This is a genomic window from Aeromonas sp. 602200, assembly GCF_049173895.1.
Lineage (GTDB): Bacteria > Pseudomonadota > Gammaproteobacteria > Enterobacterales > Aeromonadaceae > Aeromonas > Aeromonas veronii_A.
The window spans coordinates 62,778-86,974 of the sequence record NZ_JAAKSL010000015.1 but is presented as its reverse complement, the minus strand read 5'-3'; the positions used below and the strand labels follow the sequence as shown (position 1 = coordinate 86,974).

Annotated in this window: 20 protein-coding genes and 1 riboswitch; of the genes, 15 read left to right on the top strand and 5 right to left on the bottom strand. The window is 57.6% G+C overall.

Features of this window, described 5'->3' with window-relative positions:
* Positions 1-2 precede the first annotated feature (2 nt).
* From G5221_RS16625 to mgtE, 10 genes are all read left to right on the top strand, one after another.
* On the top strand, positions 3-743 hold the full coding sequence (locus G5221_RS16625; protein ID WP_216954111.1) for a flagellar hook assembly protein FlgD: 741 nt from the start codon (positions 3-5) through the stop codon (positions 741-743).
* Positions 744-753: 10 nt separating this feature from the next.
* Complete coding sequence (flgE, locus tag G5221_RS16620) at positions 754-2,112, top strand: flagellar hook protein FlgE (RefSeq protein ID WP_421173084.1); 1,359 nt, start codon at positions 754-756, stop codon at positions 2,110-2,112.
* A 137-nt stretch (positions 2,113-2,249) separates the two neighbouring features.
* Positions 2,250-2,996 carry a flagellar basal-body rod protein FlgF gene (gene flgF / locus G5221_RS16615; protein ID WP_005344530.1) on the top strand — a complete coding sequence of 249 codons (747 nt, stop codon included), beginning with the start codon at positions 2,250-2,252 and terminating at the stop codon, positions 2,994-2,996.
* Between the two features lie 14 nt (positions 2,997-3,010).
* Positions 3,011-3,799 carry a flagellar basal-body rod protein FlgG gene (flgG, locus tag G5221_RS16610; protein WP_216954109.1) on the top strand — a complete coding sequence of 263 codons (789 nt, stop codon included), beginning with the start codon at positions 3,011-3,013 and terminating at the stop codon, positions 3,797-3,799.
* A gap of 14 nt (positions 3,800-3,813) precedes the next feature.
* Positions 3,814-4,485, top strand: coding sequence for a flagellar basal body L-ring protein FlgH (gene flgH / locus G5221_RS16605; RefSeq protein ID WP_216954403.1), 672 nt, complete (start codon positions 3,814-3,816; stop codon positions 4,483-4,485).
* A gap of 8 nt (positions 4,486-4,493) precedes the next feature.
* On the top strand, positions 4,494-5,591 hold the full coding sequence (locus tag G5221_RS16600; RefSeq protein ID WP_227340838.1) for a flagellar basal body P-ring protein FlgI: 1,098 nt from the start codon (positions 4,494-4,496) through the stop codon (positions 5,589-5,591).
* A 43-nt stretch (positions 5,592-5,634) separates the two neighbouring features.
* Positions 5,635-6,708 carry a flagellar assembly peptidoglycan hydrolase FlgJ gene (gene flgJ, locus G5221_RS16595; RefSeq protein WP_216954107.1) on the top strand — a complete coding sequence of 358 codons (1,074 nt, stop codon included), beginning with the start codon at positions 5,635-5,637 and terminating at the stop codon, positions 6,706-6,708.
* Between the two features lie 3 nt (positions 6,709-6,711).
* The gene (locus G5221_RS16590) at positions 6,712-8,715 is read left to right on the top strand and encodes a FlgK family flagellar hook-associated protein (protein ID WP_421263593.1); all 2,004 of its coding nucleotides are present in this window, start codon (positions 6,712-6,714) and stop codon (positions 8,713-8,715) included.
* A gap of 4 nt (positions 8,716-8,719) precedes the next feature.
* Positions 8,720-9,928, top strand: a complete 1,209-nt coding sequence (flgL, locus tag G5221_RS16585) for a flagellar hook-associated protein FlgL (protein ID WP_216954104.1) — start codon at positions 8,720-8,722, stop codon at positions 9,926-9,928.
* Positions 9,929-10,104: 176 nt separating this feature from the next.
* Positions 10,105-10,274: riboswitch (M-box (ykoK) riboswitch) on the top strand.
* Positions 10,275-10,394: 120 nt separating this feature from the next.
* Positions 10,395-11,738, top strand: a complete 1,344-nt coding sequence (gene mgtE / locus G5221_RS16580) for a magnesium transporter (RefSeq protein WP_421204981.1) — start codon at positions 10,395-10,397, stop codon at positions 11,736-11,738.
* Between the two features lie 60 nt (positions 11,739-11,798).
* On the opposite strand, the gene ppx is transcribed toward mgtE, so the two are convergent.
* From ppx to G5221_RS16565, 3 genes are all read right to left on the bottom strand, one after another.
* Entirely contained in the window at positions 11,799-13,289 is a 1,491-nt protein-coding gene (gene ppx / locus G5221_RS16575; protein ID WP_139444045.1) for an exopolyphosphatase, read from the bottom strand.
* Complete coding sequence (ppk1, locus tag G5221_RS16570; protein WP_005350671.1) at positions 13,279-15,348, bottom strand: polyphosphate kinase 1; 2,070 nt, start codon at positions 15,346-15,348, stop codon at positions 13,279-13,281. The genes ppx and ppk1 overlap by 11 nt, the downstream gene beginning before the upstream one ends.
* A 74-nt stretch (positions 15,349-15,422) precedes the next feature.
* The gene (locus tag G5221_RS16565) at positions 15,423-15,938 is read right to left on the bottom strand and encodes a glycine cleavage system protein R (protein ID WP_227340834.1); all 516 of its coding nucleotides are present in this window, start codon (positions 15,936-15,938) and stop codon (positions 15,423-15,425) included.
* Positions 15,939-16,134: 196 nt separating this feature from the next.
* Here G5221_RS16565 and G5221_RS16560 point away from each other — a divergent pair, with 196 nt between their 5' ends.
* From G5221_RS16560 to G5221_RS16540, 5 genes are all read left to right on the top strand, one after another.
* The gene (locus tag G5221_RS16560) at positions 16,135-17,013 is read left to right on the top strand and encodes a DUF2726 domain-containing protein (RefSeq protein ID WP_421263592.1); all 879 of its coding nucleotides are present in this window, start codon (positions 16,135-16,137) and stop codon (positions 17,011-17,013) included.
* A 268-nt stretch (positions 17,014-17,281) separates the two neighbouring features.
* Complete coding sequence (locus G5221_RS16555; protein WP_216954401.1) at positions 17,282-18,703, top strand: sigma-54 dependent transcriptional regulator; 1,422 nt, start codon at positions 17,282-17,284, stop codon at positions 18,701-18,703.
* A gap of 106 nt (positions 18,704-18,809) precedes the next feature.
* On the top strand, positions 18,810-19,844 hold the full coding sequence (locus G5221_RS16550; RefSeq protein WP_216954098.1) for a sensor histidine kinase: 1,035 nt from the start codon (positions 18,810-18,812) through the stop codon (positions 19,842-19,844).
* 76 nt (positions 19,845-19,920) lie between these two features.
* Positions 19,921-21,264: a sigma-54-dependent transcriptional regulator gene (locus G5221_RS16545; protein ID WP_108614389.1), complete on the top strand. Its 1,344-nt coding sequence runs from the start codon at positions 19,921-19,923 to the stop codon at positions 21,262-21,264.
* Positions 21,265-21,405: 141 nt separating this feature from the next.
* The gene (locus G5221_RS16540) at positions 21,406-22,167 is read left to right on the top strand and encodes a Nif3-like dinuclear metal center hexameric protein (protein WP_202001403.1); all 762 of its coding nucleotides are present in this window, start codon (positions 21,406-21,408) and stop codon (positions 22,165-22,167) included.
* Between the two features lie 239 nt (positions 22,168-22,406).
* Here the strand turns inward: G5221_RS16540 and purN are convergent, their stop codons facing one another.
* Together purN and purM are read right to left on the bottom strand one after the other, a co-directional pair.
* Positions 22,407-23,045, bottom strand: a complete 639-nt coding sequence (purN, locus tag G5221_RS16535) for a phosphoribosylglycinamide formyltransferase (protein WP_368195141.1) — start codon at positions 23,043-23,045, stop codon at positions 22,407-22,409.
* Complete coding sequence (gene purM / locus G5221_RS16530) at positions 23,042-24,079, bottom strand: phosphoribosylformylglycinamidine cyclo-ligase (protein WP_021231046.1); 1,038 nt, start codon at positions 24,077-24,079, stop codon at positions 23,042-23,044. Before purM ends, purN begins: the two co-directional genes overlap by 4 nt.
* Positions 24,080-24,197 lie beyond the last annotated feature (118 nt).

Genomic DNA, 24,197 nt, shown 5'->3' with positions numbered 1-24,197 from the left:
ACATGGTCGACACCACAAACAGTGTGAACGGCATTGGCCGTACCACGACCCAGACCACAGGCACCACAACGACGCCGAAGAAAGAGCTGGATCAGGCTTCGTTTATGAAACTGCTGACCATGCAACTATCATATCAGGATCCCTTCAAGCCGGTGGACAATGCCCAGATGCTCTCCCAGATGGCTTCCATGTCTACCTCGGAGGGGATCAGCAGTCTGTCTACCCAGATGGGCAAGCTCAATGAGCAGATGATCTCCAGCCAGGCTCTGCAAGCATCTTCTCTGGTTGGCCAGAATGTACTCTTGCCCAGCAATGTGGGCTATCTGGACAAGGAGGGCCCTGTTTCCGGTGTCGTTCAGGTTGGCACGACCAATCAATACGCGGGTGTCAAGATTATCGTTGAAGACGAGGCGGGTCAGGTCATCAAGGAATTTAGCCTGGAAGGAGAACAGAAGGGCAATGTGGAGATCGCCTGGGATGGCACTGACAAGGCGGGCAACCGGGTCAAGCCAGGCAAATACGTGATCAAGGCCAGTGGCAGTGTGGATGGCAAGGCAGAAACTATTCCCACATACGCTTATGGCAAGGTCGACAGCGTTGCCCTGGGGAATGCAACAAATCCCACAATGCTTAATTTGAAGGGACTGGGGAGCACCCTGCTGAGTTCCGTCCTGCAAATATCAGGCACCAATCCAAACCAGACGGCTACTCCGTCAAAAACCACGTCGACAGCATCGATCTAAGGAGCTGGATATGTCATTTAACAATGCCTTGAGCGGTGTCAACGCGGCACAAAAAGACTTGAACGTCACCGCTAACAACATTGCGAACGTCAATACAATGGGCTTTAAAGAGTCCCGTGCCGAGTTTGCGGATGTCTACGCCAACTCCATCTTTGTCAATGCCAAGACTCAGGTCGGTAACGGTGTGGCGACCGGTGCTGTTGCCCAGCAGTTCCATCAGGGTGCGCTGCAATTTACCAATAACGCGCTGGATTTGGCCATTCAGGGGAACGGCTTCTTTGTCACCTCTGATGGTTTGACCAACCTGGATCGCACTTACACCCGTGCCGGTGCATTCAAGCTCAATGAAAACAGCTATATGGTCAACAATCAGGGCCACTATCTGCAAGGCTACGAGATCAACGCCGATGGCACACCCAAGGCGGTCAGTATCAATGCGACCAAGCCGATCCAGATCCCTGATCGGGCGGGTGAGCCGATCAAAACCAGCAAGATTGATGCAAGTTTCAACTTGCCTTCCACCGCATCGCCCCTGCCTGCAGGTAATGGTGCGGGGGATGCCTCCACCTTTGACCCTAAGGATTCCAAAACCTACTCCTCATCCACCTCAGTGGTGATTTATGACTCGCTCGGTGAACCTCACACTATCACCCAGTATTTTGTCAAAGAAGCAGATCCAGCAGACCTGACCAAGCCAGCTAGCCCGACAGCTTGGCGCATGTATCTCTATCAAGGTGATAAGCCGGTCGATATCGTCGGAGGGGTGACGCCAACAATGGCCACAGGGTTGAATCCTGCACCTGCCGGTGCCCGAATTACCTTTGGTGCCGATGGTAAAATGATTACTCCGACCACACCGGCAAACATCCAAACGGAGCAGTTGGGGGCAGCAGGAGCGGGAATTATTACCAATGGTGCGGATCCTACCCAGCAGGTAGATATCACTTTCGGCACTGTGACCCAATATGCCTCACCGTTTGAAGTCAACAAGTTGTCACAGGATGGTTCCACTGTCGGCCGTTTGACCAAGGTCGAGATCACGCCGGATGGGATTGTCTCTGCAACCTACAGCAATGCCACCACCATCAAGGTAGCCATGGTGGCCATGGCCAAATTTGCCAACTCGCAAGGGCTGACCCAGGTGGGTGATACTTCCTGGCGGCAATCCCTGCTCTCCGGCGATGCTTTGCCGGGAACGCCCAATTCAGGCACCTTCGGTACCATCAAATCGTCGGCGCTGGAGCAATCCAACGTAGATTTGACCTCCGAACTGGTTGATCTGATCACTGCCCAGCGTAACTTCCAGGCGAACTCCCGCTCTCTGGAGGTCAACAGTTCGCTGCAGCAGACCATCTTGCAGATCCGTTAATTCCTCTCAGGCGACGGGGCACCTTGGGTGCCCCGTTTTTTTATCGTTCTCTACTGTCGAATGGCTTGGCATTCCCCTTCTGTTGGCATCCAAATTGCAGTTCTGCTGTCAGAGTCATCTGTTTGACGGAGAATCCCATGGATCACCTGCTTTATATCGCCATGTCCGGGGCCAAAGAGAACATGAACAGCCTGGCTGTTCGCGGTAATAACCTCGCCAATGCCAATACCACCGGCTTTAAATCCGATTTCGAGCAGGCCCGCAGCATGCAGGCCTTTGGTGAGGGGCTGCCCAGTCGGGTATTTGCCATGACGGAACGTCCCGGCCAGAACCTGCAGCATGGCATGTTGATGACCACGGGGAGGGATCTTGACGTGGCGGTGGATGGTCCCGGCTGGATTGCGGTGCAAGATCCGAAGGGGGGGGAGGCCTATACCCGTATGGGAAATCTGCAGGTCAATGCGACTGGCAACCTACAGACCTCTACCGGCTTGAACGTCGTGGATGACGGTGGTCAACCCATCGTGCTGCCAATGCCGATGGAGAAGCTGGAGATTAACCGGGATGGCACCATCAGTGGCCGTCCTGAAGGGGCCGCCGCGAATTTGTCGGAAGATTTTCAGCGGATCAAACTGGTTAACCCGGCCGCCGATGCGGTAGAGAAGGGCCAGGATGGGCTTTTTCGGCGCAAAGATGGCCAGAATGAGCCTGCCTCTGCCAACGTTGGCCTGATCGCCGGCTCCCTGGAGGGGAGCAATGTCAATGTGGTGGATGAGATGACCAACCTGATCCGGTTACAACGACAGTTTGAAACCCAGGTCAAGATGATGAAAACGGCCGAAGAGAATGACGAGGCCCAAACCCAGTTGCTGCGTATCAGCTAATCAAGGAGTTACCTATGAATCCTGCACTCTGGATCAGCAAGACCGGGTTGGATGCTCAGCAGACCAATATTTCGGTCACCTCGAACAACCTGGCGAACGCCAGCACCGTTGGTTTCAAGAAATCGCGGGCCATTTTCGAGGATCTGCTCTATCAAAACATCAATCAGCCCGGCGGCCGTTCGTCGGCGGATACCGAGTTGCCCTCCGGCTTGATGCTTGGCGCGGGCGCCAAGGTGGTGGCTACCCAGAAAAACCACAGTCAGGGCAACGTACAGACTACGGATAATTCGCTGGATCTGATGATCAGTGGCCGTGGCTACTTTGAAATTCAATTGCCCGACGGCAGCCTGGCCTATACCCGTAATGGGCAATTCACCCTTAACAGCGAAGGCACCATAGTGACGCCGGGTAACGGTTATCCCCTGCAGCCAGAAATCCAGATCCCGGAAAATGCCCAGAGTGTCACTGTCGGCACTGATGGTCAGGTCTCGGTACAGTTGAAGGGAGATGGTGCTTCTCAAGTGGTCGGACAGATCACCCTGTCAGACTTTGTCAATGCCAGTGGTCTGCAGCCGATGGGTGAGAACATGTTTCTGGAAACCCAGTCCAGCGGTGCAGCCATTCAGGGAACTGCCGGGGCGGATGGCATGGGGGTCTTGAAGCAAGGGATGCTGGAAAGCTCCAACGTTAACGTCACCGAAGAGCTGGTGAATCTGATCCAGGCTCAGCGGGTCTACGAGATGAACTCTAAAGTCCTCTCTGCGGTGGATGGCATGATGTCCTTCCTGATCCAGCGGACCTAATGGGGAGAGCCATGATGAAAAGCGTATGGATGCTGGGGTTGCTGGTGTTGGGGGGGTGTAGCAGTACTCCCAATACACCCAGGCCTGATGACCCCGAGTTTTCCCCCGTATACGGGGAGTCGGAGCCCGTCTCGGTGAGACCGACGGGTGCTATTTTTCAGCCGGATCAGGTTAATGGCATCTATTCGGATATCAAGGCGCACAAGGTGGGTGACATCATCACCATCGAGCTGGCCGAGTCCACTTCCGCCTCGAAGAAGGCAAATACCCAGAGTGGCAAGGATAACAAGTTCAATCTGGATCCGGTGACGCTGGGGGGCGTGCCTGTCACTGCCAGCCCCTATGATCTCTCCGCATCCATCGCTCAAAACAGTGCCTTCAAGGGGCAGGCCAAGGCGGATCAGAGCAACAGCCTGCAAGGCAATATTTCGGTCAGTGTGGCCAAGGTACTGCCCAATGGCAATCTGCTGGTACGGGGCGAGAAGTGGATCATGCTCAACAATGGCAATGAGTATATCCGTATCACAGGTCTGATTAGACCGGAGGATGTCACCTCGGATAACAGCGTGTCATCCCAGAAAGTGGCGAATGCCCGTATCTACTATGGTGGTACCGGCGATCTTGCCAATACCCAGGAACAGGGATGGCTTACCAGCTTTTTCAATGGTCCCTGGTGGCCGCTCTAGGAGATGTTATGAAGTCACTCCGTTTGGTTACTCTGCTCTGCTGTCTGCTGCCTTTGGGGATGGCGAATGCCGCCCGGATAAAGGACATCAGCTCGGTAGAGGGGGTGCGTAGCAACCAGTTGATCGGCTACGGTCTGGTCGTGGGTCTGCCAGGTACCGGCGAGAAGAACAACGCCTTTACCGAACAGACCTTCCGCACCATGCTCAACAACTTTGGTATCAAGGTGCCGGACAACATCAAACCCAAGATCAAGGATGTGGCGCCGGTGGCAATCCATGCAGATTTGCCGCCGTTTGCCAAGCCGGGCCAGACCATAGACGTCACTGTTTCTGCCATCGGTGAGGCCAAGAGCCTGCGCGGTGGTACGCTGCTGCAGAGTTTCCTGAAAGGGCTGGATGGGCGGGTCTATGCAGTCGCGCAGGGCAGCCTGGTGGTCGGCGGGTTGGGTGCCGAGGGGGCTGATGGCTCCAAGGTGGTGGTCAATACTCCGACCGTCGGCCGGATTGCCAATGGTGCAACCGTAGAGCGAGAGGTGCCCAACTCATTTAGTCAGGGAGATACGATTACCTTCAACCTCAACCGCCCCGACTTTACTACTGCGCGTCGGTTGGCCGATGTGGTCAACGATCTGGTGGGGCCCAATACTGCGCAGGCACTCGATGCCACTTCGGTCAAGGTTTATGCCCCGCGGGATCCGGGCCAGCGAGTCTCCTATCTGGCGACTATCGAGAACCTGGAGGTGGACCCGGCCAACGAGGCGGCCAAGATCATCGTCAACTCCCGCACCGGCACCATCGTTATCGGCAGTCAGGTGAAGCTCAAACCGGCGGCCATCAGCCACGGAGGCCTGACGGTGACCATAGCCGAAAACCAGCAGGTCTCTCAACCCAACCCGCTGGCAGGGGGCGAGACCACGGTCACCAACAACTCGACCATCAATGTCCAGCAGGAGCCCGGGCGGATGTTCAAGTTTGATACCGGTGCGACTCTGGACGATCTGGTCCGAGCGGTCAATCAGGTCGGGGTCGCCCCCGGTGATTTGATGGCTATCCTTGAGGCGCTGCAGCAGGCAGGTGCCATCGAGGGGCAACTGGTCATATTGTAACTGCCGGCAAGTGATTGCCACGGGTGGCAATGAGGTAAGCAAAATGGCGGAGTTTGACACCAACAGCGGCATGAATCTCGGGGTGGTGCAGGATATCAAGAACCTGGACCGTCTGCGCCAGATGAGCCACAGCAAAGAGGGACAGGCCGAGGCACTGCAGGGGGCTGCGCGCCAGTTCGAGTCAATCTTTACCCAGATGTTGTTTCAGAGCATGCGTCAGGCCAACGGGGTGTTGACTCAGGACAACCCGATGAACAGCAGCTATACCCAGTTCTATGAAGGGATGCTGGATGAACAGCGAGTGGCAGACATGTCCAGCAAGGGGGGGCTTGGATTGGCTGATATGGTGGCTAGGCAGCTCTCACCGGCGACATTTGTCCATCAGGATGGCCGGGTGCTCAAGATGCCGCAACGGACGGAACGGGTCTATAAACCCTACGAGCCACCCAAGACGGCTGCCACTGATTTGATCTCGGCATCAAAAGTTGGCAAAGATTTTGCTGAAAAAGAGATGACCGAGGGGGTCAAGGAGAGCCACGCACTCACTATGCCCCGTCGACCGCACCGCAGCATTCCGCCCATGGGACGCATGGCCAGCGAAGAGGGCAGTGCCGCCAGTAGTGGGGGCAAAGAGTTCGATACGCCGGAAGAGTTCGTTAATCGCCTGATGCCGCTGGCCAAGAAAGCGGCCGACAAGTTGGGGTTAAGCCCGGCGGTACTGGTCGCTCAGGCGGCATTGGAGAGCGGCTGGGGCAAACGGGTGATCAAGGATGGTGAAGGGCAGATGACCCATAACCTGTTTGGCATCAAGGCCGATCCTCGCTGGGAAGGGCCCAAGGCGGTAGTCAGCACCCTGGAATATGAAGAGGGAGTGGCGTCCCGCCAGAAAGCGGCGTTTCGTTCCTATGGCTCGTTTGAAGAGAGCTTCAACGACTATGTGGACTTTCTCACCTCCGGTTCCCGCTACAAGGGGGCCCTGGCCAGAGTGGACAGTCCGGATCGCTACTTCGAGGCGCTGCAACAGGCGGGTTATGCCACCGACCCGCACTATGCCAGAAAACTGAAACAGGTATTGCGCAGTGATGCCATTGCCCGATACAACGAGATGGAGCTGTAACATATGGCAAGCGATCTGCTTGGAATTGGTACATCGGGCGTGCTGGCACAGCAGCGCCTGCTGCAGAGCACCAGTAACAATATCGTAAACGTCAATAGCCAGGGCTATGTGCGTGAGCGTACGCTGGTGTATACCAATGCCATCGGTCTTGGCACAGGTGACATCAGGACCGAGCGGGTAATCAACAGCTATATGCAGGGAGAAGTGCGTCGCGATACCTCTGCCTTTTACGCATCCCTGACTCATTACGAGCAGCTGGCCGGCGTGGATCGCCTGCTGGGAGACACCAGCAATAGCGTAGGGGAGACCATCACCTCTTATTTCAAGTCCTTTCATTCGGCAAATGAATCACCCGCCGAGATCGGTGGCCGCAAGGTAGTGATGACGGAGCTGAGCGGTATGGTGAACCGCTTTCACACACTCTCGGCCCAGCTCGACAAGCAGAGCGATACCCTCAACACCCGTATTGAAGATGAGACCAAGCAGGCCAACAGTCTGCTCACCAGCATCAATGATCTCAACCAGGCGATCATCCGTACTCAGGGGTCTCCCGAAGAGAACCTGATGCTGTTTGATCAGCGTGACGAGGCGATCAGGCAGCTCTCCGAGAAGATGGATATTCGTACCGTAACCCAGGCTAACGGCAGCGTATTGGTCAATATGAGCACTGGTCATTCGCTGATCCTGGATGGGGGCGTTGCCCAGTTCAAGGTGGTGGCGGGCGATCCCGATTCCCGTGATCAGGAGTTGCAGCTGACTCTTGGCGACAATCAGGCTCTCATCGATCACGATACCTTCGGGGGGGCCATGGGAGGGCTGTTCAAGGCGCGTACCGACCTGGAGCCGACCAAGCGTGAACTGGGCCAGCTGGCCGTTGCGATGGCGGATGCCATGAACCAGCAAAACCGTCTCGGGATGGATCTGGACAACGAGTTGGGCAGCGATATTTTCACCCTGCCAACCAGCAAGGGATTGCCTTATGGCGACAACACAGGGTCGGTCGGAGCGAATGTCAGCTTTGTACCCGGCAAAGGAAGCTCTGTAACCCCCTTCGACTATGAAGTGCGCTTTAGCAGTGCGAGCGGATATGAAGTGTTCTCGCTGGACAAATCTGGTAATCGCACCTCTGTGGCGACGGGCACCACGCCGCCAGCAACGTTTGAACTGGCTGGCCACGGGATCTCGATCGATCTCACCGGTACGCCAGCGGCAGGAGACAAGCTGCTGCTGCAACCAACCAAGGGGGCTGCTGCCGGGCTGGCTCAGCAGATCAACCGGCCGGAAGACCTGGCCTTGGCTGCACCTCTCAAAGTACAGAAGACTACCAACAACATCGGCAGTGCAGACATCAAGCTTGATGGCATCTTCAATACCGGAACGGGTTCCGGTTTTGGTACCAACAGCCTGGATCCCGCCGCTCCCCAGATCGTCAAGATCGGCAATAACGGCAATTATGAGGTGTATGCCGGTGATGGCACTACCTTGATCGGTGTCGCGCCGGCAGCCAGCAAAGGGCAGAATTTGATGGCCTCGATAGTAAACCCCTTTCCGGGTGGGCCTGCGGTCTACAGCAACCCGAAACAGAGCCCGGGCTACGAGTTCAGCATTACCGGCACGGTAGAACAAACCGACAGCTTTCAGCTTAGTTACAACACCAATGGTTTTGCTGATAACAGCAATGGTCTGGCAATGGCTGAGTTGCAGAACAAGGATCTGGTACGCAAAAGCACCAATGGTGGTACCACCAACGACAAGATGACCTTTAACCAGGCTTACTCCGGGTTGGTGATGGAAGTGGGTAACAATACCAGTCAGGCAAAAACCCTGCTCAAGGCTAATGAATCCAAGCTGATCCAGAGTACCGGGATCTACGAGAGCGTCTCCGGGGTCAATCTGGAGGAGGAAGCGGCCAATCTGATCCGTTTCCAGCAATCTTACGCGGCATCCGCGCAGGTGGTCAGTACGGCCAAAACCATCTTCGATACACTGCTTTCGTCCGTGAGGTAACGTCATGCGCATCACTACAAACATGATCTACGATCGGAATCTTTACTCCCTCACCAATACCAACGAGCGACTGGACAAGGCCTATCAGCAGCTGCAAACCGGCAACAAGTTTCAGAGCGCCGGTGAGGATCCGGCAGGCATGAGCCAGAAGATGGCGCTGACCAAAGAGATTGAACTGTTTAAACAGTACGGGGTGAATGGCAGTTTGCTGCAGAACAGTCTGGGGCATGAAGAGACGGTATTGGACTCTCTCAATACTGCGATGCTCAGTGCCCAGACCCTGATCCAGAAATCCAATAATGGTGCCATTAGCCTGGATGACCGAAAGGCCATTGCCAGCGAACTGGAAGGGTTGCAGCAGCAAATGTTTGACCTGATGAACAGCAAGAACTCATCGGGTGAATTTATTTTCGGGGGCAATCAGAGCAAGACCCAGCCCTATGTGAAAGATGCCAACGGTAAATACATTTATCAGGGAGATCCTGGCCAGCGAAATATTCAGGTATCGCCCACAGTGCAAATTGCTGCCAATGACTCCGGACAGGATCTGTTTGAAATCGTAGCAACCAGAAGAACCGCCAGTGCCACCAGTGCGAATATCAAGGTAGGGGTCGGGGATCAGGGGGATTTTGATAATTTCTATAAATCCAGTTACGACCCGGCACTGCCCAGCAACACCTACACAGTCTCCACCACAATTGGCCCGCCCGATACCTATGATATCAAGGATGCGGGTGGCAATACCCTGCAGACAGGTAATTACACTCCCGGTACCAAAATACCGTTCAATGGTCTCGAACTGACACTGGATCAGCCTGCAGGTGGTGCAGCACAGCAGTTTGCTCTCAATCCTCCCAAGAATGACAACGTGTTGAACGGGATGTCAGACTTCATTACGGCTCTGCGTGATCCCAATATTTCAGCCGAGAGTTTTGAGCAAAAAGTGGCCGATGCCACCGTTCATATGAAAAATGCCCGTTTGAACATTGATCATGGGCTGGGTGAACTGGGTGGCCGGATGAACAGTCTGGAGCAGGTGATGGGTTCCAACGAGGGGTTGAGCACCCTCAATGCCGAGGCGAGAGCCAAGGTGTCGGAAGCCGATCTCTATGAGGTAATTTCAGCCCTGTCAAAAGAGGATGCGGCATTGAGTGCCTCGCAGCTCTCGTTCAGCAAAATAAGTCGTCTGACGCTATTTGACTATATTCGCTAAGAAAAGGCCCCTATGGGGCCTTTTTGCTATGCATCCCCGGCAGAGTTCCCCTGATATGTTCCGACAATTGTAACAAGCTGTTGCCATACCCTGTTTCCTGGTTGAGGCGGGGTTGACCTCCCTGCGGGATTGGATAATCATGCCGCCCGCACAACAGAGGGTTGTGCATATTATTTGCAGCATCTCGTTAGGCGAGGCTCCTGTATAAACACAGGCCACTGATCTCACGACGTCCAGAGACGCCCAAGATCAGGACAGTTTTCATCGGATTAAGGTGTAAACCCAAGTGGCTTCCGGCATGCCGGATACGTTATGCAGTGCTAAAGCTGGTACGTGGGGATGATGACACGCCGAACGGCGTCATTTCCTGCCTATTACTCGTCAATCAAATTGCTGTTTTCTTTCAGACAGCGAACGGTCTCCGCTCGCGCTCAGGCTTGCCTGAAATCACATGAGGTTCTTTGTGATGAAGAAAACACACACCATTCTCAACCGTCATCAACTGCTCGATCTCGCCAGCCTGCAAGGCTGGCTGGAACACAATCTGGATCCGGTTCAGCGCGCCGATCAGCTGCTGACCCTGCGTCCGGAAGAGCTCAACTGCATCTTTGACACCTTGCCTGCGTCAGAAGGGGCAGAACTGATCGCTTCTCTCTCCGCAGAGAGTGCCGGTCGCCTTTTGCTGCGGCTGCATGGCAGCATCGTCAGCGTGTTGCAGGAGGCTATTCCCCGTCGCGAAATGGTGGCTATCCTGCGCAAACTGAGTCGTCAGGATCGCACCATGTTGCTGGCTCGCTTCCCGACCCAGGCGCAGGCCATCTACTACTCACTGCTGGATTGGCCGCCTGAGTCCGTCGGGGCCAATATGCGCCACGAGTATCTGGCAGTGAGCGAACAGGATTCCGTCGGCAAGGCCAAGCAGCTGATCCACGATGCCTGGGACAATGCCCAGCTGTTCCGCCACATCTATGTGGTCAACGTGGATGGCCGTCTACAGGGGAGTATCTCGCTCAAGAGCTTGCTGATTGCTGACCCCGAGGCCAGTGTCGCTAACCTGATGGACCGGGAGACGGTGCGGATCAACGCTCGGGCTGATCAGGAGCTGGCGGCGCGCCTGCTGATCGACCGCGACCTGTCGGTATTGCCGGTCGAGGATCAGGGGAGACTGGTCGGTATTTTCCACGTCGATGATGCCGCCGACATTCTGGAGCTTGAATCCACCGAGGATGCCGAGATGCAGGGTGGCTCATCACCGCTCGATACCCCTTACTTGCAGGCGACGCCCTGGCAGCTGTGGCGCAAACGGGTGGGCTGGCTGCTTATCCTGTTCGTGGCGGAAGCTTACACCGGCACAGTGTTGCGGGCATTCGAGGAGCAGCTGGAAGCCGCCATCGCGCTGGCCTTCTTCATTCCACTCCTGATCGGTACTGGCGGTAACAGCGGCACCCAGATCACCACCACCATAGTACGAGCCATGGCGGTCGGGGAGGTGAGTCTGCGCAATCTCGGCACAGTGCTGAAAAAGGAGCTCTCCACCGGTCTGCTCATCTCGGGGGCCATTGCCATGGCGGCCTGGGTGCGGGCATGGAGTCTTGGCGTCGGTCCCCAGATTGGCATGGTGGTGACCTTTACCATCATCGCCATCGTGCTCTGGAGTGCCACGGTCGCGTCCATTATTCCCATGGTGCTGCGTCGTTTCCGCATCGATCCGGCGGTGGTCTCTGCACCCTTCATCGCGACGCTGGTGGATGGTACCGGCCTTATCATCTACTTCGAGATGGCCAAGTGGTTGTTGCCCGAGTTGCAGTAACAGGGAGATTGAGATGCAAAAGGCAGCCAGTGGGCTGCCTTTTGCATTTATCTTTCCGGTTTAGCCGAGCTGGAACAGCAGTGGCCAGCCCTGCTCCTGACAGTAGCGGTGTTCCTTCTCCAGATTCTGCATCAGGAGACGGTTCTCCTCGCACCAGTCGATCGGCAGGGTCACGACCAGCTGATCCCCTTGCACTGCGACTTTCCACTCAGGCAGCAGGTTGTCCTGACGCTTGTGGTGAGCGGCGACTGCGAGGCGCAGGATGCGGATGCAGCGCAGCACCGTTTGCATGTCGTGGTTGGGCAGGGGAGGCAGCTCGGAGAGCTTGAGCCCCTTGCGCTGGAAGCGTACCAGCGCTGCCAGCAGGGCCTGATCGTCCTGGTTGAAGCCAGGCAGGTCTGTGTGTTGCAGGATATAGGCGGAGTGGCGATGAATGCCGCTGTAGTTGATGGCTAGGCCGATTTCGTGCAGCCGCGCTGCCCAGCCGAGGATGGCGCGATAGGGCTCAATCTCCATCTGCCAGGGCTCTTGCAGGGCATCAAACAGGGTCAGCACGCTCTGCTCAACCCGGGCTGCTTGTTTGCGGTCCATCCGGTAGTGGGTGCCGAGCGCCTGCGCGGTACGCTCGCGAATATCGTGGTGCTGCAAGCGTTCCTCGAATTCATAAAGCAACCCTTCACGCAGGGCACCATCGGAGTAGTCGAGCCGCTCTATGGGCAGCGAGGTAAACAGCCCGAGCAGGATGGCGACCGCAGCGGCAAACACCTCCTGACGCTCCTCGGTAAGCCCGACCAGTTTGAGGTTATCCACTCGCTTGCGCTCAATCATCAGCGCCTTGAGCCGCTCCAGCCCCTCCAGCGTGATGCTGCCGTCAGTCAGCCCTTCGCCTTGCAGTACATCCCGTACCGTACGAATGGAGCCTGAGCTGCCAAGGCAGCTCTGCCAGCCCAGCTTGCGGTACTGGTTGACGATGGGGGCGAGTTGGTGCTGCGCCTCCAGCACGGCATTGGTGAAGTGCTTGTCGCTCAGCTTGCCGCTGGCAAAGAAGCTCTGGGTAAAGCTGACGCAGCCCATCTTGCGACTGGTAAGGGCCTTGTGTTCAAACCCTTCACCGATGATGAGTTCGGTGCTGCCGCCGCCGATATCGATCACCAGTACCTGGCCCTCGATATGCTGGGTATGGGCAACCCCCTGATAGATGAGGCGTGCTTCTTCCTGCCCGCTGATGATCTCGATGGGGTGGTTGAGCACCTTGGCTGCTTCACTCACAAATTCGCGGGCGTTGCTGGCACGGCGCAGGGTATAGGTACCTGCGATGCGGATCTGGTCCGGCTTGATGTTGGTGAGGCGCTCGGCAAACAGTGACAGGCAGGCGAGGCCGCGTTCCATCGCCTCCGGGCTCATCCGCTTCTGCTCATCCATCCCTTCCGCCAGACGCACCCGCTCCTTGATGCGATCGACGATGCGAAAACGCCCTTCGCTCAGATGGGCGATCACCATATGAAAACTGTTGGAGCCGAGATCCACGGCGGCATAGAGACTATTGTCCATTGTTTGACTCGATACGTTTGAGATAGTCGTAAATCGCCACCTGAGAGCGGATCTTGCGGCGGTTGCCCCGCTTCACATATTCGTTCTGCTGGTCGGCATCAATGACCCGCGCCTTGCAGGTATCACTCAGTTGTAGTTCGAGAATGTCCATGATGCGCTGCTTGAGGCGCTCATCATAAATGGGGGTGCCCACCTCGATCCGGCCGTCGATATTGCGGCTCATCCAGTCGGCGCTGGAGATATAGAGCTGGGGGTTGCCCTTGTTGTGGAACACCATCACCCGCGGGTGCTCGAGGAAGCGGTCGATGATGCTGATCACCTTGATGTTGTCACTGAGGCCCGGTACGCCCGGACGCAGGGCGCACATGCCACGGATGATCATCTGGATCGGTACTCCCGCCTGCCCGGCGGCATAGAGGCGGTTGATGAGATCCTTGTCCACCAGATTGTTGATCTTGAGGATGATACCGCTCGGCTGGCCCGCCTTGGCGTTGGAGAGCTCGTTGTCGATGAGACGATAAAGCTGACGGCGGCTGTTGATGGGGGAGACCAGCAGGTGGTTGAATTTGTATCGCTTATAGGGGTACTCGATGTATTCAAACACCCCTTCCACTTCGGCGGTGATATCCGGATTGCGGGTCAGCAGCGAGAAGTCGGTGTAGATCTTGGCGGTCTTCTCGTTGAAGTTTCCGGTGCCGATATGGGCATAGCGCACCGCCTCGCCATTTTCGTGACGGGTGATGAGGCAGAGCTTGGAGTGGATCTTGAGGCTCGGTACCCCGAACACCACCTTGACTCCGGCATCGGTAAGGATGTTGGCCCAGTCGATGTTGGCCGCCTCGTCGAAACGGGCGCGCAGCTCGACCACCACGGTCACCTTCTTGCCGTTGTTGGCGGCATCGATAAGGGAGTGGATGATCCGCGACTTCTTGGCCACCCGATAAATGTTGATGCGAATGGCGCTGACCGCCGGATCGAACGCCGCCTGGCGCACTAGCTCGGTGAAGTGGTGGAACTTGTGATACGGGTAGTAGAGCAGAATATCCTGCTTGGTGATGGCATCGAAGGCGTTGACGAAGCCGTCAAAATCGCGGCAATCGAGGGCCGGCAGTTTGGGGTTTTCCAGGTAGTCACGACCCACGTTGGGGAAGCCGATGAAATCCTTGAAGTTGTGATAGCGCCCACCCGGCATGATGGCGTCGTAGGAGCTGATCTGCAGCTTGAGTTTCAGGAAGCTTATCATGGCGGCGGGCATCTCCCGCTCGTAGACGAAGCGCACCGGCATGGCGGTGAGGCGCTGCTTCAAGCCGTCACTCATCTTGTCCACCAGGCTCAAGTCCAGCTGGTCGGAGAGATCATATTCGGCATCCCGGGTCAGCTTCACCGCATAAGCGGCAATCTCGTCGTAGTCGAAGAAGCCTTTGAAGATCTCGTCGAGGCAGAAGCGGATGACGTTATCCAGAATGATGATCTGCTTCTTGCGGCGGGTCCCTTCCGGCGGCAGCTGGAAGAAGCGGGGCAGGTCGTCGGTCGGCACTTCCACCAGAGCGTACTGGATCACCTGACCGTTCTTCTTCATCTCGATGGCCAGATAGGTGTACTCATCCTTGAGGAATTTGACCGGATTAACCTCTTTGTTGAGCAGGATCGGGATGATGTGGCGTAGCACCTTCTCCTTGAAGAAGACCCGCAGCCACTTCTGAATGGCATCGGAGAGCTGGTTCTCGTTGACCAGAAAGATGTTGTGGCGGGCCAGCGCAATCAACAGCTCCTTATAGGTGTTGTCGAACGCTTCACCGAGCGCCATCACCTTCTGCTGGATGGCGCGCAGCAGCACTTTCGCTTCATCGTCGCCACCATGTACTTCATTGATGAGGATGCGGCGCTTGACGTCCGATACCCGTACCTTGAAGAACTCATCCTGGTTGGAGGAGAAGATCCCCAGAAAACGAACCCGCTCGATGAGGGGCACCGTCTTGTCCATTGCCTCTTGCAACACCCGTTCATTGAATGAGAGCCAGCTCAGCTCTTTCTCTTCATACTGCTTGTCGGTGCTCATCTTGTGCCTCTGTTTCAGGTCGCGTCTGCGCGGCAGTTATGGCGTTAATATATGACAAATAAATGACAGTATTGTTACTGCTCGCTGAACGCTTCGTCGATGTCGACCACCAGATCGTCGGAGAGGGATTCCAGCGCGGTGATCAGCTTATCCATCGCGAGCCCGTCGGGCAGGGCAACCAGCGCATGGGCATAAAAGAGCGGGGCGCCGGAGTGGGGAGCCGGTTCACAGCCGGTGGTGAGATCGGCCACGTTGATCTCGAGCTGGCGCAGGATGCTGGCTACTTCATGGACGATGCCGGGGCGGTCGTTGCCGGTTACTGTCATCATGACTTGATGGGCTGGCTCGGCGGTAGGTGTTCCTTCGGCAAAGCTGATGGTCAGACCCGGTAGCAGGGCCAGTGCTTCGCACAGGCTGCGATAGTGCTCATCGGGGACAGAGACATGGAGGATACCGGCAAACTGTCCCGCCAGTTCGCTCATGGCGCTGCCCAGCCAGTTGCCCTGCTCGCGGCTGATGACTGCTGCCAGACTCTCGACGATCCCGGGTTTGTCTGCACCGATCACGGTGACCACCAATTGCTTTTGCATCCTGCTCTCCTTGAAATGGGATTTCTTGCTCTATCCCTATTGTGCCTGCTGGGGCTGGTCATATGAACCCCCGCCTGCTGACAAATAGATAAAAAGACGGGACTTTTCACTTTCTATACACGGGTCTGCTGCCTTGCTCCGTGGCGGCTGTGGTAAAGTAATTCCCCTTTCGTGTCGTGAACTGGATCGTGCTCTCATGAATACCCTTGTCCTATCGGGATTGTTGTTGCTGGCTCTGCTTGTGCTGGCGATCTTCTGGAGCAGAGGCAGACAGCAAAAGCGCCTGCCCTATGATGTGCAGGAGACCCTGTTCAGTCCCGCCGAGCGATCCTTCCTCGGGGTGCTGGATCTGGCGGTGGGTGACAAGGCCCGGGTCTTTGCCAAGGTGCGGGTGGCCGATGTGCTGACGCCGCAGGCCGGGATCGGCAAAAGCAAATGGCAGCAGTACTTCAACAAGATCAGCGCCAAGCATTTCGACTATCTGCTTTGCCACCCCGCTGATCTCTCCTTTATCTGTGCCATCGAACTCGATGACAGCTCCCACCGCCATCAGAAGCGCAAGGCGCGGGATCTCTTTCTGAAAACCGCCTGTGACAGTGCCGGTCTGCCGTTGCTGCAGATCCCGGCAAGTGCCAGCTATCTGGTGGAAGAGCTGCGCGAACAGATCTTGCCGCTGCTGCTCAAAACCAGCGAACCCTTGATTGACGATCTGCCGCACGGGGCGCGCCGCGAGCCGACGTTCAACCCTCTGCTGCTGGACGGCGTGGATGTCGGTGCCGGGATGCGTGGCCGCACTGCCCATGCCGAGGCTGTCTCGCCCTCGTCGCTCCACGAACCTGCCATCCGGGCCAAGGGGATGGTGGAGACACCACAGAGTGAGGGTGAGCTGGTCGATGGACTGTTCGCCGATGTAGAGGAGGACGAGGAGCTCGAGGTGCAGCATTGCCCCCGTTGCGATGCGCCGCTGGTGGAGCGGGAGGCGAAAAAAGGCCCCCACGCCGGTCGACTCTTCCTGGCCTGTAGTCGTTTTCCCGCGTGTCGTTATGCGGCGCCGCATCACCACCACAGCCACTGAGTTCATCTGACCGTATTGCATGCTGCCCTCTGACGAGGGCAGTTTTCTTTCCGCCATTGGCGGCGTTTGCTAGCGGCGCCAATGCAGAAAATTCCTCGGCAAAATTTATCTAATCTCCCGTTTCTATCGATACACTTAGCCTGAATACGACAATTTTTGACAATGTGTCGGTTTTTTGGCACTTTGTGTGCCTGCAAAAAGACAGTCAGTAGCTGTTTTATTACTAAATAAAACAATAAGTTAGTTCAGGATATCGCGAGGGATGGATATGGTGGAGATGGGCGTGTTGATTGTTGATGCCGATGCGCAGCGGCGCCAGCAGTTGGGAACCGTGCTCACGTTTATGGGGATCCTGTGGCAGGATGTCGCAGAAGGGGACCTGGATGTCGCCATCGAATCTTCTGGCCCACTGCAAGGGGTGCTGGTGGGTGAACTGGCAGGTCGCACCTTGCCCGAGTTACTTGCCGCTTTCCCTCGTACCCCCTTTATCTCGCTGGTTGAGGCGGAACTGCCCAACAGCAACTTTATCGGTGTTGCCCAGGCCCCCTTTACCTATGAGTCGCTGACTCGTCACCTGCACTTCTGTCAGGCTTTTGTCTCTCTCCATCCCCGTCAACAGACCCACGACAAGGGGCAGACGTTGCTGCGTTTGCTGGTGGGCAAAGGGAAGGGGATCCAAGAGGTTCGCCGCCTCATCAGCCAGGTGGCCGAGACCGATGCCAACGTGCTGATCCTTGGTGAATCGGGAACCGGCAAAGAAGTGGTGGCCCGTGCCATTCACGAACTCTCGGCCCGCAGTAGTGGCCCCTTTGTGCCTATCAACTGTGGTGCCATTCCTGCCGAGTTGCTTGAGAGCGAACTGTTCGGTCACGAGAAGGGAGCCTTTACCGGCGCCATCGCAGCTCGTCGCGGTCGTTTCGAGCTGGCGCAGGGGGGCACTCTGTTCCTCGACGAGATTGGCGACATGCCGATGCCGATGCAGGTCAAACTGCTGCGGGTATTGCAGGAGCGGCTGTTCGACAGGGTCGGTGGCGGCAAGCCCATTCAGGCCGATGTGCGCATCATTGCGGCGACCCATCGGGATCTGGAGGCATTGATCCGCAGTCAGGGTTTTCGTGAAGATCTCTACTACCGCCTCAACGTCTTCCCCATTGAGACCCCGCCATTGCGGGATCGCATCGATGACATTCCGCTGCTGCTGCAGGAGTTGCTCAACCGTCACGCGGAGCAGCACCACAGTGTGATCCGTCTGACCCAGCGGGCGCTGGAGTCGCTGATGCAGTACCCCTGGCCGGGCAATGTGCGCGAGCTTTCCAACCTGCTGGAGCGGCTGCTTATCCTCTACCCGCAACAGATCGTCGATGTGGCGGATCTGCCGAGTCGTTATCGTCTGTTGCCGAGCGAGCCGCGGGATGAGCGGCTGACCGAGATGGATGAGCGGGATGCGCTGGCGGCGGTGTTCCAGGAGCCGCCGGAGCTGGATCACCCCCTCGCCTCTGCCCGCACCATGCAACTGCCGGAGGAGGGGGTCAATCTCAAGGAGATGCTGGCCGACCTTGAAGTGGAGCTGATCCGCCAGGCGCTGGAGTCGCAGGACGGGGTGGTGGCCCGCGCCGCCGATCTGCTCGGCATGCGCCGTACCACCCTGGTAGAGAAGATGAAAAAGTACGGGATGAGCAAGGACGTTTAAGGGTCAAAGCCTTGACGTTAACATGCAATCTATTGTTTTAATTAACATATTTTAGTGGCATGGAAATTGAATGACCTGACCCAATAGCCAGTTTGAGGTCAGGTTTATGACAATCCAGCAGCAGGACATGCCACTCCAGTCCCACGAAGTGAGCCAGCTCTATGCCATCTTCAAGGCGCTCCCCACCGGGGTGTTGCTGCTTGACGGGGCTGGGGTGGTCACCCGCGCGAATCCGGCAGCCATCTCCCTGCTGGGGGAGCCGTTGGAAGGGGAGCTCTGGCGCCGCATCATTGCCCGCTGTTTTGAACCACGTGAGGATGATGGCCACGAGATCTCCCTGCGCGATGGACGACGGGTCCAGCTTTCTACCCAGCCGCTGCCGGATCAGAGCGGCCAGCTGGTCTTTATCAATGACCTCACTGAAACCCGCAAGCTTCAGGATCGCATCAACCACATGAAGCGGCTGTCGGCGCTGGGCAATATGGCGGCTTCGCTCGCCCACCAGATCCGCACTCCGCTCTCCGCCGCCATGCTCTATGCCGCCAACCTGGCCAACCGTACCCTCAAGCCGGAGTCCCGCAGCCAGTTTCAGCAAAAGCTGATGGCCCGCCTCCAGGATCTGGAGAAGCAGATCAACGACATCCTGCTGTTTGCCCGCAATGGCGACAATCAGGTGGTCACCCCCATCTCGGTACAGGGCTTGCTGGCTGAAGTGCAGGCTGGTGCCGAGGCTTTCTGTCAGCAACAGGGCTGCGAACTGCACATAGAGGCGCCGGAGCCCGATCTCTGCCTGCTGGCCAACAGCAGCGCACTGGCGGGCGCCATCAACAACCTGATCGCCAATGCCCAGCAGGCGGGGGCCACGTCACTCTTGGTCAGCGCGGTGCGCAGTGGTGTCCGGGTGGAGATGCGTGTCATCGACAATGGCAAGGGGATCCCTTCTCACCTGCTTGGTCAGGTATTCGAACCCTTCTTTACCACCCGCTCCCAGGGCACTGGCCTCGGGCTGGCGGTGGTGCAATCCGTCGTGCGTGCCCATCAGGGGGAGGTCGGTGTGGCCTCGGTTCCCGGTGAAGGCACCTGTTTTACTCTGTCGTTCCCCCTGCATCAGCAGCAGGTGCAACTTGGAGGTGCAGCATGAGCCTTGTTAAGGAGCTGTGCCTGCCGAGAGGGAGCCATATCAATGCGGCCAGGTTGGCTGTCGTGGGAGGTGTAGCATGACTCAGGCCCGGATCCTGGTTGTAGAAGATGACAATGGCCTGCGCGAAGCGCTGGTGGATACCCTTTTGCTCGGCGGTTATGAGTGCCGTGAAGCGGACAGCGGCGAGAGGGCTCTGCTGGCCCTCTCCCGTCAGCCGTTTGACATGGTGATCTCCGATATCCAGATGGGGGGAATGGACGGCCTCACCCTGTTGGCTACCATCCGCCAGCAATATCCGCAGATACCTGTGCTGCTGATGACAGCCTACGCCAACATCGATGGCGCAGTGCGCGCCATGCGCGAAGGGGCCATCGACTATCTGGCCAAGCCATTTTCGCCGGAGGTGCTGCTCAATCAGGTCAGCCGCTATGTGCCCGCCCAAAAGGTGGAGAAGCGCGCCGTGGTTTACGGGGATCCCAAAACTGCCGAGCTGTTCCAGCTGGCGACCCGAGTGGCCAGAAGCGAAGCGACCGTGATGGTGACCGGCCCGAGCGGGACGGGTAAAGAGGTGCTGGCCCGTTACATTCACGATAACTCCAGCCGCGCCGAGCAGCCTTTCGTCGCCATCAACTGCGCCGCCATTCCGGAAAACATGCTGGAGGCGACCCTGTTTGGCTACGAGAAGGGGGCTTTCACCGGTGCGGTACAGGGGTGCCCGGGCAAGTTCGAGCAGGCGCAGGGGGGCACCCTGCTGCTTGACGAGATCACCGAGATGGATCAGGGGCTGCAAGCCAAATTGCTGCGGGTGTTGCAGGAGAAAGAGGTGGAGCGGCTCGGCAGTCGCAAGATGATCCCGCTGGATGTGCGGGTCATCGCTACCAGCAACCGGGATTTGAAAAAAGCGGTGCAGGATGGTCTGTTCCGCGAAGATCTCTACTATCGCCTCAACGTCTTTCCGCTGCGCTGGTCTGCCCTCTGTGAGCGGCCCGGCGACATTCTGCCGCTGGCGGAGCACCTGCTGGCACTTCATGCCAGTCAGCAGGGGCTGCCGACACCACAGTTGACAGATGCCTCGCGGGAGCGGTTGCTGGCCCACCCCTGGCCCGGCAATGTGCGGGAGCTGGATAACGTGGTACAGCGCGCCCTCATCCTCAGCCCCGACGGGATCATTGATTGTGACCACCTCATTCTGGAGGAGCTGGACGAGCAGGAGATGGAGTTTGTCAGCGTGGAGCGCAGCTATGGCGGCGATCGCCTCGGCAGCGAGCTCAAGCAGCAGGAGCACCAGATCATCCTCGACACCCTGCAAGATTGTAACGGCAGCCGCAAGGCGGTGGCCGACCGACTCGGCATCAGCCCGCGCACTCTGCGCTACAAGCTGGCCCAGATGCGGGAGGCGGGGATCGACCTGCCAGCCTGAGGCATGTAGGGAAGCCGTACTGTGTGGGGGCTGTCATGGTCTTGACGGCCCGGCTCGATTATCATGGGGCCCTTGGCGCTTTGAGCCTGGGCCCTGTTTTTATTGGTAAAGCAGGGGACCGAGCCTTAATAAGGGACCCCTATGATCTCTCATCGAAAACTCGAAACTGTACTGAATCATCTGCTCGAACCGCACGCCATCAAGGATTATTGCCCTAACGGCTTGCAAGTGGAGGGGCGCGAGCGCATTCGCAAGGTGGTGACCGGTGTCACCGCCAGTCAGGCGCTTATCGACGCGGCGGTGGCTGCCGAAGCCGATGCCATTCTGGTCCATCACGGCTACTTCTGGAGCGGTGAACCGGCCCAGATCACCGGCATGAAGCAGCGTCGTCTCAAGACCCTGCTGACCCACGATATCAACCTGTTTGCCTACCATTTGCCGCTGGATGTCCATCCCGAGGTGGGTAACAACGCCCAGCTAGCCAAGCTGCTCGACATCAAGGTACGCCGCGGTCTGGAGCCGTGGAACAGCAAGAGCGTCGCCATGGTGGGCAAGCTGGAAGAGCCGATGAGCGGCGCTGACTTTGCCAAATTGGTTGCCGAGCGCCTTGGCCGTGAACCACTCTATTGTGGCGACAGCGGCCCCGAGCTTATCCGTTCCGTGGCCTGGTGCACCGGTGGCGGTCAGAGCTACATCAATCTGGCGGCGGAGCAGGGCATCGATGCCTTTATCTCCGGTGAAGCCTCAGAGCAGACCATTCACACCGCTCGCGAGATGGGGATGCACTTCTACGCCGCGGGCCATCACGCCACCGAGCGTTACGGCGTCAAGGCGCTGGGGGAGTGGCTGGCGACCGTGCATGGGCTGGATGTGACCTTTATTGATATCGACAATCCGGTCTAAACCTGTCCACGATCTGGCTACGAAACCGTGATCAAGGCTCATGTGCTGCTCGCTTATGTATACAGCAAAGAGTGCTCACGTATGTCCATACGCTCCGGTTCCTGGGCAGCTTGTAACCTTGTTGACGGTTTCTCGCTGCAGGTCGTGAACAGGTTTAAGCCTGTGCCTGTGGTGGGAAAATTCAGGAAATAAAAAGGAGGCCATCGGCCTCCTTTTTCACATTTCGACAAGGCGTCTGCTTACTCGCAGGCGTAACCCGCGGGGCCCAGTAGGGCGCCATCCAGTTGCACGGCGCCATCTATCATCTGCAGCCTGCCTTCGCAGAACCAGCGTACCACCAGCGGGTAGATGCTGTGCTCCTGCGCCTGTACTCGTGCCGCTACCTCGTCCGCCGTGTCTCCTTCAAAGATGGGCACGCGGGCCTGCAGGATCACCGGGCCGCCATCCAGTTCTTCGGTCACGAAGTGGACACTGGCGCCGTGTTCACTGTCACCGGCATCTATGGCGCGCTGGTGGGTGTGCAGGCCCTGATACTTGGGCAGCAGGGAGGGGTGGATATTGATCATCCGCCCGGCGAAATGGCGCACCAGATCGCCGCTCAATATCCGCATAAACCCGGCCAGCACCACCAGATCAGGCTGATAGTCTGCCATCAGCGCCAGCAGGGCGGCGTCATACTCCTCCCGGCTGGCAAACTGCTGCTGGGCCAGAATGGAGGTCGCCACGCCAGCTTCTTTGGCGCGAACCAGACCATAGGCATCGGCCTTGTTGCTGATAACGCCGACCACTTCACCGGCAATCTTGCCGCTGGCGCAGTGGTCGAGGAGCGCCTGCAGGTTGCTGCCGCTGCCAGAGATTAGGACGAGGATCCGCATCATTTGATGACGACCTGCTCCTCACCGTCTGCTGCCTTGGCGATATGACCGATGTGCCATGCGTTCTCGCCTTCTGCCTTGAGCAGGGTCAGCGCCTTCTCCAGCTGGTTGGCTGGCAGGGCGATGATCATGCCGACGCCGCAGTTGAAGGTGCGATACATTTCGTGACGGGTGACGTTGCCAGCCTGCTGCAGCCAGCTGAACACTGCCGGCCACTGCCAGCTCTGCTCGTCGATCACCGCTTGGGTGTTGGCGGGCAGGACACGGGGGATGTTCTCCCAGAAGCCACCGCCGGTGATGTGGGACAAGGCGTGGATCTCGCACTCCTTGATGAGCTTGAGCACAGGTTTCACATAGATGCGGGTCGGCTCCAGCAGGGCGTTGGCCAGGGTGGTGTCACCCAGCGGCTGATGCACGTCGGCTTTGGAGACTTCCAGAATTTTACGGATCAGGGAGAAGCCGTTGGAGTGAGGGCCGCTGGCGGCCAGGGCGATCAGGGCATCCCCTTCACCGACCTTGCTGCCGTCGATGATTTCGCTCTTCTCCACCACACCGACGCAGAAACCGGCGATGTCGTAGTCTTCCCCTTCATACATACCCGGCATCTCGGCGGTCTCGCCGCCCACCAGGGCACAGCCTGACTGCTCGCAACCGGCACCGATCCCGGTGACTACCGCGGCTGCGGTGTCCACGTCCAGCTTGCCGGTTGCATAGTAGTCGAGGAAGAACAGCGGCTCGGCGCCCTGTACGATCAGGTCATTGACGCACATGGCCACCAAATCGATGCCCACGGTGTCGTGCTTCTTCAGGTCGATGGCCAGCCGCAGCTTGGTGCCCACACCATCGGTACCGGAGACCAGTACCGGCTCCTTGTAGCCCGCAGGGATTTGACACAAGGCCCCAAAGCCGCCAAGACCACCAAGGACTTCAGGACGACGAGTGCGCTTTGACACGCCCTTGATACGTTCAACCAGTGCATTGCCGGCATCGATATCTACGCCAGCATCCTTGTAGCTCAGTGAGGTTTTGTCAGTCACGAGTATTCCCCGTCATGTAAAGAAGTGGAGGGTAAAATTCGGGGCGTATTCTAACAGTGGCGGTGAAAAACCAGAAAGGAAATCGTTTGCGCGTTTTTGCGTGGAAATGCTCTACAAG